Source organism: Synechococcus sp. A15-127, from assembly GCF_014280215.1.
In the GTDB taxonomy this organism is placed as follows: Bacteria; Cyanobacteriota; Cyanobacteriia; order PCC-6307; family Cyanobiaceae; genus Parasynechococcus.
In genome coordinates this window covers 1,895,831-1,909,323 of sequence record NZ_CP047948.1, presented here as the reverse complement: position 1 = coordinate 1,909,323, position 13,493 = coordinate 1,895,831, and the positions used below count along the sequence as shown (strand labels likewise).

Genomic DNA, 13,493 nt, shown 5'->3' with positions numbered 1-13,493 from the left:
GCTTTCGATGTTGTTGTGGCGGGAAGGACTAGTAGATGTATGAAATAATTGCTATTGGCAAACCAATTGCTCCAACCACAATGCGACGCACATTTTTCCAAAATTCAGGCTCCTTATCTTCTACCTCAGTAGACAATGCGAGATAGCTTCCTTGCTTGGTGACAACGAGCTGATAGTCCGTAAATGTCATGGCCATTTGAAAATTAACTCTGAGGTTTATCCCCAGTGCATATACAATCGCCGTTTTCACCTGGAATCACATCCCCCAATCGGGGGATTTATCCCAAGCCTGCTTCCCACGATTGAGGGATTTTTATCCAGGCATCAAAAACCCCGCCATTTCGACGAGATCTGATGAAGCTAGGGGTTTGAGACTGCTTTCAGCAAATGAATATTCATCAGAGAGTTTCACAACTTACATAATTTGCATAAAAATCCTGCCACCCAATTTCCTCGCACTCATCACAAAGAGTCTCCATATTTTCTCTGACGTCGTCAAGGATCCATCCAGTCCGTTGCTCTGTATGGCCCGTTGATTTGCCTCTTGCTTTGTAGGGTGAACTCGGAATAAAGTCGCGAGTCTGTAACAGTGCAACCTGTTCTACAGCCCAGCAGTTTGCGCGTGTCATTGCTCTAAGCCACCACACCTTGGTGTATTCACCATTGAAACTTCGGTGCCCCATATCAAAGGCAATTCCGATTTTATCCACAGAATTACCGACTTCGACGATGTATATCCAACATTCCCTCGCGGCATATTCGGGGTTCATTTCATAGGCGATATGCCCCTCATCCTTCTTGTTTAAACCAACAACTTCTTTCCTATAGCACCCACATGACACGATGTGACCACTCTTGAGAGCGTCGGTTACGACTGTTGTCAAATTCCCACATATACATTGACATAACCATTTGACGTGCTGGCCTTGCTTCACCTTTTTAGTTTTCTTGATGACTGTCAGACGCCCAAAGGTCTCACCTATTAGGTTTGCCTTTTCTAAATGACCGCAGCTCTTGGCATCACCACTTTTTAGCTGGCCTGCTCTGATTGCCTTGGTTTTGCCGCAGGAGCATTTGCAAAGCCAGTGTACGCTTTGATGTGTTCGCACATCAGACTCACCAATCACTGTAAGTTCACCAAACTCATCGCCGATACTGATCGGGTTCGTCTCTCTGCGCTTCACAGTTTCCTTAATCCTGTCTCGCTTTAGGCAGCCACAGCTCTTCGTGTTGCCAGACCTTAATGAACCAGTCGAGCAAACACATATTTCACCGCAATCACATTTGCAGAGCCATTTACCTCCAGCAGGTCCAAGCACTGTCAGACGTTCATACTTGTGGTCTGTCAATTCAAGCCGTTTCATGAGTTGACATCACTGAAGACACCATCGCTGATCCAGCTGGGAACCACCTCCCCCATCTGAGGGATTTATCCAAAATCTGCTTCAACCTGATGGGGGAGCTGGACAGAGGCAGGAGAAAACTCCGCCATTGCTGACGGGGCTTCTGATCAGTGCGTTTGTTGGTGAAGCTGTTCAAGATGGTCCAGTCGCTCACGAACTTCTAGATCTGGCATCGCTATTACCCGCTTCATCAGGCTGTGTCTGTAAGTATTCAAACCTTTGCAACCCCTGAGGGGTTCCATCAGTAGGTCATAGAGATGTGCTTTTGCTGAGGTTCCGGTCATAGCTTTTCTTATACATGGAATGTTATGTCGGGAGATGGATAGCGACAATCAACGCCCCCTGCTTTTCCCTTACGGGTTTTGTATAGCTTTCAGCCATTCTGCTTGGCATCGGGCTTCCCAACTTGATTTAGACCGAGCATTCCTAACTGATTTCAACCTTACTGTACTTATCTATATCATCGGCTTGAGTCTCGCTTTCGCTCGAATTATTATCAAGGTCAAGCCCAGTATTAATAAACATCGAAAAGGGAACTCCTTCCTTTACCCATAAATTGTCCGAATAAAGAAATAAATCTCCTTCGTCATCAACACCCCATTCCATTTGAACCAACCTTTCTGGACTTCCGTCCTCCGGTTTAATCCACGCGCGTGCATAGTAGATCTCAGCCTCATGGTCAGCAATTAGATTAAAGCGGATACCAACTCCGTCCTTGGTTTTGACAAACCACATTTTAGTTGCATTTTCGACATAGCGTTCTACAAGGCAGTCAACTGGCCTTAGTGACTCAGGGTCATTGGCTACAATTTCATGACTGAAATAGCATGTCATGGCTGAAGGTCCTGATCCCACTTCAGGTAGGCTGTCTGCCAATGTGCGTGAGGGAATAAATAGTGAAATACCAGCAACAGCAGCGGCAGCGATTGCGTTGAAGAGATTCATTTGATTTGTGTGATGTGTGAGGCTCTCGCCCCGTAAACACACCATCGTCGTTCCGGCGGAAATTCACCTCCCCTATCTGGGGGATTTATTTTGACGATATTTCCCGCCTTCCTCCCCCATCTGAGTAGACGTCACATGTAACAAAAAACCGCCATTGCTGACGGTGCTTGATGTATACAAGATGCCTACTTAGTAATTCTTCTATCATTACGCTTCTTCGAGTTTTGTGCCTGCCTCGATAAAGGCATTTAAAACAAAAGACCAATTGACCCCATATTGAAAACGATTTAAATCACTATTGACTTCTTTTCGTAAGGCAATAAGGAATGGGAACGCATCAGTGATGCGATCATCATTCCACCATGTTGATATCAGCTCAGTAACAGCCATCGGGAAGACATCAGCGGTCTTCGCAGGATTAGCTGTAGCAAATGCTTTGATGCCCTCATCGGAGAAGCCAATCAAAATAGATAGAGCAACGCAATTGAGAGCAGTGGCTTCGTTGGCACTTATATTGCCGTTGGATAAACCATTGAGGGCTAGGTCGCGAAGATAGCCTGCGGCCGCTTTTTTGGACTCTTCTGTAGGCCTCTCTTTCATTGCACTTCCTCCAGTAGTGTGGTTGCACCGCTGAACAATTGATTTAGATAAATCCAATTCAATCTGAGAGCCAAGATATCAATTGCTTGCATTTGCTTTGCAAGTCGTGAGACTCTCTGGCTGCCTCAGCTTAGAAAGATATGACAATGATTGATTGGCCATTAGATAGTCTCCAGAATGTTTTTTCTTTGGCATCATTACAATTGGGTAGCCAATGACAAATGCTGCCGCTCCCGATTTGCCAAGGAACTCAGAAAAGCTTTTTATCTGTTGGGTGTTTGCATTTGGCTTGGATGCACCGACAACAAACAATCCACATACACCTGTAATAAAAGCGATCGTACCGGTTGCGGTTAAAGTGAATGTAAATGGCTTTAGCTTATTAAGCATTGATTTGGGATGATCTCTCGACACATTCATCATGCACTGGTTACTCGTCCTGCACCTCCCCTATTCAGGGGATTTATGGGTAGGTAACGGGGACCCCGTGGGGGAGGTGAGATGACGGGACCATTAAATGTTCAACGCTTTTCCCTCAGGATCATTAATTCTTAGGCTGTATTCATCTTCCATTTAGCGTATTCCTCTGGCGTTTTGGCATCCTTTTCTTGATTGCATCTGGCGCAAATTAGAGCTAAGTTTTCTATTTTATTGGTGCCACCACGTGCCACGGGGATGGTGTGATCAATTTGCGCATCCCTACCAAGATTGGCCTCGCAATAACGACAACTGCCACCAGCTTTTAGATACAGATCCACTTTCAGTTGGGCTGTAGGCGCCCAGCCATCAAGTTTGTTCTGACTTTGTTTGTATCCAGCCTTTGCCATCTCAGGATTCTTCTTGCGCCAAGTTTTTACCCTTAAGCGTTCACATTCTCGGCAGTTTGGCTTGAAATTGCCATTACGTGAATAGTGTCCGAAATACTCGCGGGTGGCAGGGAATGTTTTGCTGCACAATGAGCAGCACTTCTGGGTGTCGTTCATAAGAGCCCTGTGATCTACTTGCTAAGGATTCTTCTATACGCGCCAGCCCAGATGGCACTTGTTGCAAATCCAGCAAACGTATAAGGTGCTGGGACATTTGCTTTTTTAAGTAGTTTTCTGCCCCCATAAACCAAGCCCACAGCAATAGTAAAGGCAGCAGCTGGCACCATAAATCCTTTCATGTAACAATCCTTTGATAAGTGATGTGTGAGGCTCTCGCCCCGTAAACACCCCATCGCCGTTATCACTCAGAACCACATCACCCGAATGGGGGATTTATTCAAAGCCTGCTTTACCCACTTGGGGGATCAGCGCGTCCAAGGGCACTGGCAGCAAAGGAGCGGGAGGACTGGACAGAGTTCTGGACCCTCCTGGCCGTGGCCAATGCCCTGCGCAAGCTGCGCTCAGACGGGTATGCCTGATTCCACCATTGCCAAACCTCTCAACCCTGGATAGTACATGTGTACCGAGCCGGGAATGGGTCATGGAGGAGTGGGGCTACATCGATGAGCGCGACCTAGAGGGCTGGAAAGGGGGCGGAGCATGCATGACCTTCCATCACTCCACCTACGGCACCGATCAATTCAGCGAAAGATTAGTGCATGGATTTCTGAAATCACTTTGGTAATACTTTAAAATATGCCAGTATTCTCTTTGTACACGATGAGACTCCTTGTTCTTATTTGCTTAGTTGCATGTTCTTCTGGGCCAGCATTCGCTGGGTATAATGCAATTTTCTTTGCTCCTAAAAACAATATTACTGGAGCGTCATATGGTCAAGAAACAAAGAAAGAAGCAATAAATAAAGCAAAAAGGCAGTGCCGAAAAAGAGGTGGTCGAGGATGTAAGCAGGCCATCTGGTCTAATCGTTGCAGCTCACTTTATGTCTCGCCACGCAGCGGCAAATACGGATGGGGAGCCGCCTGGGGAAGTAGTCGCAAAGAAGCAAATGCAAAAGCCTCTGCGTCCTGCAAGAAGAGAAATATTATTTGCGTCAGGAGAATTGCTGCTTGCGAGGGCGAATATGAAGACTAATTGATTGGCTGCTATGTAGTTGAATGGTTAGCAAAAATATTTGGCAACCAGGGATATTGAATTTTTTGAAATTGTATTCAAGCAAAATGAGCATAATTTTGGCTATATGTCTTTTAGATAGTCAGCGCTACCGCGACCTTAGAGATTGGCAAGGTGGCCTGGCCTACCTGACCTGACTACACTTCGCCTACGGGTTGGATGCCCATTGCCACATGGGGGTGGGCTGCAACCTTAGACAGAAGCAACTGCAGCAGGGTGACCACCTCAAGAAAAAATGTAAGCTATGGACGCACGCCTGGCAGAAGGAAGTCGGTTGGGCGCCTGAAGCGGGCTAAATCCGAGGCAATTCACCAGGCTGATGAAAAGGAGATTTCGCTGGTGGCTGTCTGCTCTTTTGTTGTATCTCTTGAGTGTCCCGATCATTTTTATCCTGATTGGATTTCTCACCTTATTGCTCACTTTATTGGTTGCTATTGTTTCTCGTAGTCGCCAGGGTGGTTCCGTCTTACTGTTTTTATGGATATACTTTATGTTTTATATTGGCGTCCCACTTTCACTCTTGTCTTCACTTTTTGTCTCGCCATTCGTTTTTGGATGGCTTCGCAAGAGAAGGCTAAGAGGGTTAAGAAGTGTTCGGAGATGCAGTCGCTAGCAACCCTCGGGGCAGTTCTCCTCTTTGGCTTGGTTGAACATGGAATAAATTTGATTAATGTAGTGCCGCCTTTGGGTTAGTCCGCTGCTAGATGACTGATAGCTTTCGTCGATGGCTAATGAGCTGGTTTCGGAATGGGCTTTCTCCGTTGAAACCAGTCCGTACTCTCTTCTTTGCAGACAAGAAGGTCTTTTTCTGGATCAAGGGAAAGCTCGGTCTCTCTGACTACTAGATTTCTGCGTTGGTCTGGCTTAAAGGTCTAGTGACCGGCATTGTGTTGGGAGCCTGGCTGTTCTGATCAGTAAGAGTAGTGATGTATCAGCTCAGTGCTCTGTGTGGTGGTGCCACAGTGTTGATGTTTAGTTTCTCGAGCGAAAGCTATCGGAGAAGCAGGCGTCTAATTACCGTTGCAGATCTATGAGGGAAAATTGAATCCGTCGGCAGATTAATGATCGAGCATAATCAATTAGCGAAGTGAGAGCAAGTCCTCAGAAGCATCAATATGCGGCGCAAAGAAAAACCCAGTTGCAGGAGGAAGTCCTCGCCACAACTGGGTTTTGTTGATAAGCCGATGACCTGACTTGAACAGGCGACCCACGCTTTACGAAAGCGTTGCTCTACCAGCTGAGCTACATCGGCGGACAATTTAATTTAACATTGGAACATGAAGCGTGTAATGGCCTTGACCGACGAGCGGCCTACGGGAAAAGTTCTGGACCCGGAGTTGCGGGAGCGGTTGATCCGGGAATCACAGACCCCCTGGCGTGGGCTCCGGCGTGCCCTCTGGTTCGCTCTCTTCGCCTCTGCCGGGCTCGGTCTCTTCACCATGCTCTTCCGTCTCTCTGCCGGCAGTGCTGTCGATCTCGGAGATGTCGGCATCCAGGGCGGGGCCCTTGTCCTCTTCGCCTCCCTGCTCTGGTTCGACCGCAGCCGCTCCAGGGACTGACGCTGGTTCTGGTTCTGGTTCTGGTTCCGGAGTTGGTTCTGGCGTGGCAGTGGGTTTCGGTGCCGCTTCCGGCCAGTCCAATGAGGCCAACTGCAGCAGCTGCAGTCCGAAGCTGCTGCGCTCGCTGTTGAGTTGCTCAGCTGAATAGGCAGCGGTTTCACCCGCCTCCGTCAGCAGCAACAGCACGGCCTGAACAAGTTGCTGCAGCTGCCAGACGATCGTCGCCAGCAACGGCATGCTCAGCAGCAGGCAGAGCAATCGTGAGCTGCCGTTCAGCGGCGAGAACTCGCTGATCAGCCCCGCGGAGTCATCCAGCCACCACAGCAGCGGCAGCAGCAGCACGGCCGCTGCGATCAGGGGGATGGTGGATGCGGCTCCTCCCTGCCGGGCGCTCAGGGTCTGCTGATCCGGCGTGCGGCCGCGGGTTGGCACGCGAACCAGCAGCAGGGATCCCCAGTCCGCCGGCTGACGCCAGAGGGCCACCGTTGGGGCAAGCACCGCGACGCCCCAGGTGAGCAGACGCTCCACCGACGGCACCGGGCCTGGATCCGCTCCCGCCAGCAGCAGGCGGATCAGCAATAGCTCCAGGGGGATCACGCCGAGGGCGAGACACTGAAGCCAAAGCAGGGGCTCGCGGCGGGAACGCACGGCAGAGGGGAGCGTCAGGTGCTGAGTTTGCGGCGCTGGGTGACCATCTTGAAGGACGAGATCCGGTCGCCGTCCTCCCAGTTGGCGAAGCGATCGCATCCGATTCCGCATTCGAAGCCGGTTGCCACCTCCTTGACGTCGTCCTTGTTGCGACGCAGCGAGTCGAGGTCTCCTTCGAAGACGATCTCCTTGCCGCGATGCACCCGCACCTTGCAGTTGCGCTGCAACTTGCCGTTGGTGACGTAGCAGCCGGCCACCGCGCTCTTGCCGATGGTGAACACCGCGCGCACCTCGGCTTCGCCGAGATCCTCCTCCACCAGCTCCGGATCCAGCAGACCTTCCATGGCCAGCTGAATGTCCTCCAGCAATTTGTAGATGACGTCGTAATCACGAACATCCACGCCGGAGGCGTCCGCCGCTTTCTTGGCACCGGAGGCCATCGAGGTGTTGAAGCCCACGATCACCGCACCGGAAGCCGCTGCCAGGTCAACGTCCGTTTCGGTGACCTCACCCGGAGCTGAGAGCAGCACCCGCACCTGAACCTCAGCTTTGGGCAGCTGTTCCAGGGAACCGAGGATCGCCTCGACACTGCCCTGGACATCGGCCTTGAGGATCAGATTGAGCTCCTTGAGCTCGCCCTCGGTGGCCTGTCCAGACATCGCCGTGAGCGACACGCGGCGGGACGCCATCTGCTGTGCCAGACGGGTGGCACGGGCATCGGAGGCGCGATCGCCGACCACAGCACGCGCCGACTTCTCATCCGCGTAGACCTCGAACTCGTCGCCGGCGGTCGGCACTTCGCTGAAGCCAAGCGCCTCAACGGCATACGAAGGACCGGCCTCCTTCATGCGATGGCCGCCGTCGTCGACCATGGCCCGCACCTTGCCCAGCACTGGGCCGGCCGCCAACACATCGCCGGTCCGCAGGGTGCCGTTCTGCACCAGCAGCGTGGCGACAGGGCCCTTGGCCTTGTCCAGGTGCGCCTCGATCACGGTGCCGCGAGCCATCCGTTCCGGATTGGCCTGCAGGTCTTCAACTTCCGTGACCAGCAGGATCATCTCCAGCAGCTTGTCGATGTTGTCGCCCTTGATGGCGCTCACCGGCACCATCACCACATCACCGCCCCACTCTTCAGCGAGCAGGTTCTGTTCGGAGAGCTCCTGCTTCACCCGATCGGGAGATGCCCCTTCCTTGTCGATCTTGTTGATCGCCACCACGATCGGCACCTCGGCGGCGCGGGCGTGGCTGATGGCTTCCAGGGTTTGAGGGCGGACGCCGTCATCGGCTGCCACCACCAGAACAGCCACGTCGGTCACCTTCGTGCCACGGGCACGCATGGCGGTGAAGGCTTCGTGGCCGGGCGTGTCAAGGAAGGTGAGCTTCCGGGATTCGTTCTGGTGGTCGACCTCCACCTGGTAGGCACCGATGTGCTGGGTGATGCCGCCGGCCTCGCCGGCCGCCACCCGTGCCTTGCGGATCGCATCGAGCAGGCTGGTCTTGCCGTGGTCGACATGACCCATCACCGTGACCACCGGTGGGCGACGGATCAGGTGAGCGAGGTCGTCCTCCTCGATCATCTCCACCGTCTTCTTGGCGGCTTCCTCAACGTCGTCCTGGAGCACAGGAACGCCGAATTCCTCGGCCACCGTCTCGATCGTCGGCATGTCCAGGGTCTGGGTGACCGTGGCGATGATTCCTTTGAAGAAGAGGGATTTGATGATCTCCGAGCTCTCGACACTGAGCATGTCGGCGAGTTCCTGAACCGTGAGGTTGTCCTCCGGAACGATCAACATCTCCGGCCGCACCTGCTTGGCTTCGCGGGCGGCGCGAAGCTCCATCGCCCGGCGGCGTTGCCGCTGACGGGTGGTTTCCTTCTTGCGCTTCCGCATCGCCGCCATCGGCTTCGGTGCGGTTCGCTGATGGACCTTCGGCTTGGCGGGGCGGGCGAGGCTCGCGGAGAGCACCATCGCCTGCTGTTCTCCGGCGAAGCCACCGGTTTCCGCGGTCAGGGCATCATCGTTCTCGCCGATGATGTGCACCTTCTGGCGCTGTTTCTGAGGCGAACGGCTGCGCAGGGCCTCCAGCTTGGCGCTGTCGTCCCAGTCGGGCCGACCGGGTCGACGCTGACCGGGAGCTGCTCCGGGACGGAGGCCCGGACGGCGGGGTGCCGTGGGAGGTGTCGGCCGCGCCACCGGTGGGGTGGCCTGTTCGCCATCACCGGTTTTGGTCGGGGCATCTGGACGCCGTGGCGGCGGTGTTGCCGGGCGACCATTCGGCTTCTGGAGCTGCATGAGCTCGCCGGGTGCCACAGGCTTTCGCATGCCACCCGGCATCCCAGGACGGATGGGAGGTGCCGGTCGGCCAGGGCCGCCAGCGCCGCGAGGACCGCCTGCGGAACTGCTGCCGTCACGGCGGATGGGCTTGCCGACGAGTTCCAGGGTGCTGCCACCGCTGCGGGCGGGCGCTCCGGGGCGACTGGGGGCTCCCCCCGGTCGGGTGGGACGTGCTGGGGCACTGCCGCTGGGGCGGCCAGGGCTGCCGGGCCGCTGGGGCGCTCCGGTTCCCGGTCGCTGGGGCATGGTGGGCCGCTGGCTGCCGGTTCCTGGCCCGCTACCGGCAGGACCTGCTGCACGGCGGGGCTGCGGTTTGCCCACCAGTTCCGGGCGGGGGGTCGGCCGGGAGGGCATGCCTGCCTTGGCGGGGGCACCGGGTTTGGCCGGTGCGCCGGGCCGCGGTGGAGCCCCTGGTCGGCTGGGGCTGCCGGGCCGCGCAACGATCTGAGGTTTCTGGCCCGGAGCTGGCGCTGGTCGGCCGGGGGTGGCTGCGGGGCGTGGTGCGGGCTTGGCGGCAGTCGGTTTCGGGGATGTCGGCTTCGGAGCTGTTGGATTCGCCGCAGCCGGTCTGGCCGGAGCCTGGGCTGGTTTGGCCGGTGCCGGTTTGGCGGCGGCAGGACGAGCCGGCGCTGGTGGCGAGGTCGGTCGCGGTGGCGGTGCTGCTGCCGCTGCCGCTGGCTTGGCCGCTTTGGGGGGGGGCACCACCTCGGGCTTGCTCACCACCTGAGGGCGCGCCGGTGCTGCCGGTTTAGCGGCGGCAGGACGGCTCGGAGCCGGTCGTGCCGGGGTGACCGGTGCTTCCGGCTTGGCACCGACCGGTTTGGTTGGCGTTGGTGGTCGTGACGGCGGGGCGGAAGCACGGGCCGCTGAGGGTGCCGCTGGCTGCGCCACCGGAGCCGGCTTGCTCGCCAGCTTCGGCGGCTTGGCCGCCGAAGCCACGTCCTGGGCCGGAGCCTGGGCGGGTTTGGCCGCTGCCGGTTTGGCGGGCGGAGCCGCTTTCTTGACCGAGAGAATCGCCTTGCCACCGGAGGGTTTCGCAGCAGCCGCCGACTTTGTCGGTGCTGCCGATTTCCCTGATCCCGCAGCGCCGTTTTTCAGCAGGTTGCGGATCTTTCCGGCTTCGTCATCACTGATCGAGCTGCTGTGGCTCTTGGCTGCGATCGAGAGCTTCTCAGCCGCATCCAGCACGTCCTTGTTCTCAAGGCCGAGGTCCTTGGACAGCTCATAAATTCTGACTTTGCCGCTGCTGGTCATTCAGTTGGAATCTCCTGTCGGGCCGGGCACGGAATGCCACGGTGGCCACACGCATTGCGGGGCCAATGGTCAGTTTGCCTCAGCGGATACACCAGTCCCGGGACTGAACCGCTCCTGCAACACCGTGATCACCGCATCAGGCACCTGACAACGCAGGGCTTTCTGCAGTCGCTTGCGACGGCGTGCTTCCTCCAGACAGTCCTCCGTGGGACACAGGTAGGCCGAGCGACCCATGCCTGTGTCGAGAAGGACCCCATCCCTGTGGTCACGGACCACTCGCCAGAGTTGGCGACGGTCCAGAAGCTGCCGGCAGGCCACGCAGCGACGCAGGATGGGACGCTCGTTCACCGGACGGCCTCACTCTCTGTCTCCGGGGCCTCGGCGGGGCTGTCCTGCATCGGGACCTCCTCTTCCGTCGGGATCGCGTCCTCCTCTTCCGTCGGCGTCGCGTCCTCCGCTGAAGGCTCCTCCTGCGCATACTCCTGCTGAGGAAGTTCGTCCTGTGGAAGCTCCTCGACGTAGTCCTCCTCGTCCTCCGGAAGCGGATACAGCTCCCGCAGACGTGCATCCTCTTCAGCGCGGGCAGCTTGTTCCGCCGCCAGTCGTTCCTCGGCCTCCTGCTGAAGGGCCTCCTCCTGTTCCCGCTGCGTGATCAGCTCGGCCACCGTGGCGTCTTCGGTTTCCTGGTCGTATTCCGTGGAATTCTTGATGTCGATCTTCCACCCTGTCAGGCGTGCCGCCAGTCGGACGTTCTGTCCTTCCCTGCCGATGGCCAGACTGAGCTGATCGGGGGGCACCAGCACGTGGGCGTGCTGACCGACGGGATCCACCAGCCGCACCATCTCAACCCGAGCAGGGCTCAGGGAGTTGGCGATGTACTGGCCTGGATCATGGGACCAGCGGATGACATCGATCTTCTCGCCGCGCAGCTCGTTCACCACCTGCTGAATCCTGGAACCGCGGGCACCGATGCAGGCGCCGACGGGATCCACTTCCCGCTCGATGCTGTCCACAGCCACTTTGGTGCGGGGGCCGACCGATCGGGACGGCGGGTTGGCTTCCCTGGCCACGGCCACGATGCGCACGGATCCTTCCTGAATCTCAGGAACCTCGTTTTCGAACAGGTAAACCACCAGGCCGGCATTGGAGCGGCTGACGAACAGCTGGGGGCCGCGTCGGGGCACTTCGCTCACTTCCTTGAGGAACACCTTGAAAGTGGCGTTGGCCCGGTAGTTGTCGTTCGGGAGCTGATCGCGGCGGGGAAGTTCTGCCTCCACCTCAGGGCGGCCCAGGCCTGAGCTCACCGCCATGATCACCGACTGCCGCTCGAAGCGGATCACCCGTGCCGTGAGCACCGGGTCTTCCAGATCGGCGAACTCCTCCTGGATCATGCGGCGCTGTTGATCGCGCAACTTCTGAGCCAGCACCTGCTTGGTGGTAGCGGCGGCCATGCGGCCGAAGTCGTCTTTCTCCGGCGTGACATCCAGCACCACGGTGTCACCCACCTGGGCATCGTCGGCCACCTGCATCACCTCGGCGAGGGCGATCTGGTGGTCTTCGCTTTCCACCTCGTCGACGATGATCTTGCTGGCCAGCACGCGGTAGCCCTCTTCTTCGAGGTCGAGGCCCACATCGAAATTGCTGAAGTACTCCTCTTCGAAAGGGTCTTCACTGATGCCCAGATAAAGCGTGCGTCGATAGCGCTCGTAGCCCTTGAGCAGGGCTTCCCTCAGAGCGGCTTCCACCACCTGAGGCGGCAGCTTCTTCTCGTCGCTGATGTCGTCGATCAGGTTGCTGAGTCCGGGGAGAAGAACGAGAGCCATCGAAGGGGGAGAGGAAGACGGAAGGAGGGGGTCAGGCGCTTGGAGAGGTGAGTCGGACGCCAATCACCCGATCGCGGGAGATCCGTTTGATCCGTCCGCGGATATTGATCTGGAGCTCGTTATCGCTGCGCTCGAGAAGCAGACCATCCAGGCGCTGTTCGGAGTCGTCGTCCTTGTCGCGGTGGATCACCTCCACGGGGAAGCCGCGGAAGGTCTGGAAGTCGCGATCTTCGATCAGCTGATCTCCGATACCGGGACTGCTGATCTCCAGAACATACGCCTCGGTGAGCAAGGTCGACGTCTCGAGGGCGTCTCCGAGGACTCCGCTGAATCCGGCGCAATCATCAAGATTGACGTCTGTTCCACTGCTGTGACGGATCTGCACCTCCAGCGTCATGGGGCTCATGTGGGTGAGCATCTGAATCCCGCACAGCTCAAAACCTTGAGCTGCAGCGACCGATGAGGCCAGCGTCTCGAGATCGGGTAGAAGCGGGTGCGGCAAGGTGTTGAAGAGTCAGGCGCAGGCCCGACGTGCATTCAGTTGTGACCTGGCTCCCGAAGGAGTTGCCCGCCGGACACCTCTTCAATGTATCCGACGACGCCCCGAACGTCAGCTCTTGGTCAAATCGATGCTCGGGGCATCGGGGAAGGCATCTCCCTTTTGTTCAGCACCCCTGAGATCGGAGTCCTGATTGATGCACTGACGTTGTTGATCAGGGGTTTTCAGGTACTGGCAGACCCGGCTCCAAAGCTTGCTGCGGGTTCCCTTCGGACCGTTGCTGAACTGCACGGAGTCCATCGTTCCGCCATTGGATTCAATCGACACCTGACAGAGAGGGCAGCGAAGGATCTCAGGGAGGGCGGTCACAAT

General features: G+C 56.6%; 13 protein-coding genes, 1 tRNA gene and 1 pseudogene. 2 read left to right on the top strand and 13 right to left on the bottom strand.

What is annotated here, in order from left to right; genetic code table 11:
- Nucleotides 1-28 precede the first annotated feature (28 nt).
- The 6 genes from SynA15127_RS10100 to SynA15127_RS10075 all read right to left on the bottom strand — a co-directional run bounded on the left by SynA15127_RS10100 (nt 29) and on the right by SynA15127_RS10075 (nt 3,931).
- Nucleotides 29-250: a hypothetical protein gene (locus SynA15127_RS10100; RefSeq protein WP_186483992.1), complete on the bottom strand. Its 222-nt coding sequence runs from the start codon at nt 248-250 to the stop codon at nt 29-31.
- A 148-nt stretch (nt 251-398) separates the two neighbouring features.
- A complete protein-coding gene (locus SynA15127_RS10095) occupies nt 399-1,364 on the bottom strand; it encodes a hypothetical protein (protein ID WP_186483990.1) in 966 nt (321 codons plus the stop codon).
- Between the two features lie 465 nt (nt 1,365-1,829).
- Entirely contained in the window at nt 1,830-2,348 is a 519-nt protein-coding gene (locus SynA15127_RS10090; RefSeq protein ID WP_186483989.1) for a hypothetical protein, read from the bottom strand.
- Nucleotides 2,349-2,555: 207 nt separating this feature from the next.
- A complete protein-coding gene (locus SynA15127_RS10085; protein ID WP_186483987.1) occupies nt 2,556-2,948 on the bottom strand; it encodes a hypothetical protein in 393 nt (130 codons plus the stop codon).
- Nucleotides 2,949-3,026: 78 nt separating this feature from the next.
- On the bottom strand, nt 3,027-3,368 hold the full coding sequence (locus SynA15127_RS10080) for a hypothetical protein (RefSeq protein ID WP_186483986.1): 342 nt from the start codon (nt 3,366-3,368) through the stop codon (nt 3,027-3,029).
- A gap of 131 nt (nt 3,369-3,499) precedes the next feature.
- Nucleotides 3,500-3,931 carry an HNH endonuclease gene (locus SynA15127_RS10075; protein WP_186483984.1) on the bottom strand — a complete coding sequence of 144 codons (432 nt, stop codon included), beginning with the start codon at nt 3,929-3,931 and terminating at the stop codon, nt 3,500-3,502.
- A 639-nt stretch (nt 3,932-4,570) separates the two neighbouring features.
- Between SynA15127_RS10075 and SynA15127_RS13685 the strand changes: the two genes are divergently transcribed.
- On the top strand, nt 4,571-4,966 hold the full coding sequence (locus SynA15127_RS13685) for a DUF4189 domain-containing protein (RefSeq protein ID WP_370593982.1): 396 nt from the start codon (nt 4,571-4,573) through the stop codon (nt 4,964-4,966).
- Nucleotides 4,967-6,184: 1,218 nt separating this feature from the next.
- Here SynA15127_RS13685 and SynA15127_RS10065 read toward each other — a convergent pair.
- Nucleotides 6,185-6,257, bottom strand: a tRNA-Thr gene (locus SynA15127_RS10065).
- 25 nt (nt 6,258-6,282) lie between these two features.
- On the opposite strand from SynA15127_RS10065, the gene SynA15127_RS10060 reads away from it, so the two are divergent.
- The gene (locus tag SynA15127_RS10060; RefSeq protein ID WP_370593981.1) at nt 6,283-6,564 is read left to right on the top strand and encodes a DUF3493 domain-containing protein; all 282 of its coding nucleotides are present in this window, start codon (nt 6,283-6,285) and stop codon (nt 6,562-6,564) included.
- A 96-nt stretch (nt 6,565-6,660) separates the two neighbouring features.
- Here the strand turns inward: SynA15127_RS10060 and SynA15127_RS10055 are convergent.
- From SynA15127_RS10055 to SynA15127_RS10030, 6 genes and pseudogenes are all read right to left on the bottom strand, one after another.
- Nucleotides 6,661-7,311 (bottom strand): annotated as a pseudogene (locus tag SynA15127_RS10055) (low-complexity tail membrane protein); the annotation flags it as partial.
- Complete coding sequence (infB, locus tag SynA15127_RS10050) at nt 7,227-10,799, bottom strand: translation initiation factor IF-2 (protein ID WP_186483979.1); 3,573 nt, start codon at nt 10,797-10,799, stop codon at nt 7,227-7,229. The pseudogene SynA15127_RS10055 and the gene infB, both read right to left, overlap by 85 nt.
- 69 nt (nt 10,800-10,868) lie before the next feature.
- Entirely contained in the window at nt 10,869-11,147 is a 279-nt protein-coding gene (locus SynA15127_RS10045) for a YlxR family protein (RefSeq protein ID WP_043692418.1), read from the bottom strand.
- Entirely contained in the window at nt 11,144-12,622 is a 1,479-nt protein-coding gene (gene nusA, locus SynA15127_RS10040; protein ID WP_255475468.1) for a transcription termination factor NusA, read from the bottom strand. Before nusA ends, SynA15127_RS10045 begins: the two co-directional genes overlap by 4 nt.
- Nucleotides 12,623-12,653: 31 nt before the next feature.
- Complete coding sequence (rimP, locus tag SynA15127_RS10035) at nt 12,654-13,124, bottom strand: ribosome maturation factor RimP (RefSeq protein ID WP_186483977.1); 471 nt, start codon at nt 13,122-13,124, stop codon at nt 12,654-12,656.
- 108 nt (nt 13,125-13,232) lie between these two features.
- On the bottom strand, nt 13,233-13,448 hold the full coding sequence (locus tag SynA15127_RS10030; RefSeq protein ID WP_370593980.1) for a hypothetical protein: 216 nt from the start codon (nt 13,446-13,448) through the stop codon (nt 13,233-13,235).
- Nucleotides 13,449-13,493: the final 45 nt, after the last annotated feature.

What these genes read in the sequence shown, in the direction of transcription:
- SynA15127_RS10080 (WP_186483986.1), bottom strand. Translation starts at nt 3,368, where the DNA reads ATGAATGTGTCGAGAGATCATCCCAAATCAATGCTTAATAAGCTAAAG.
- nusA (WP_255475468.1), bottom strand. Translation starts at nt 12,622, where the DNA reads ATGGCTCTCGTTCTTCTCCCCGGACTCAGCAACCTGATCGACGACATC.
- infB (WP_186483979.1), bottom strand. Translation starts at nt 10,799, where the DNA reads ATGACCAGCAGCGGCAAAGTCAGAATTTATGAGCTGTCCAAGGACCTC.
- SynA15127_RS10090 (WP_186483989.1), bottom strand. Translation starts at nt 2,348, where the DNA reads ATGAATCTCTTCAACGCAATCGCTGCCGCTGCTGTTGCTGGTATTTCA.
- SynA15127_RS10075 (WP_186483984.1), bottom strand. Translation starts at nt 3,931, where the DNA reads ATGAACGACACCCAGAAGTGCTGCTCATTGTGCAGCAAAACATTCCCT.
- SynA15127_RS10085 (WP_186483987.1), bottom strand. Translation starts at nt 2,948, where the DNA reads ATGAAAGAGAGGCCTACAGAAGAGTCCAAAAAAGCGGCCGCAGGCTAT.
- SynA15127_RS10060 (WP_370593981.1), top strand. Translation starts at nt 6,283, where the DNA reads ATGAAGCGTGTAATGGCCTTGACCGACGAGCGGCCTACGGGAAAAGTT.
- SynA15127_RS13685 (WP_370593982.1), top strand. Translation starts at nt 4,571, where the DNA reads ATGCCAGTATTCTCTTTGTACACGATGAGACTCCTTGTTCTTATTTGC.
- SynA15127_RS10095 (WP_186483990.1), bottom strand. Translation starts at nt 1,364, where the DNA reads ATGAAACGGCTTGAATTGACAGACCACAAGTATGAACGTCTGACAGTG.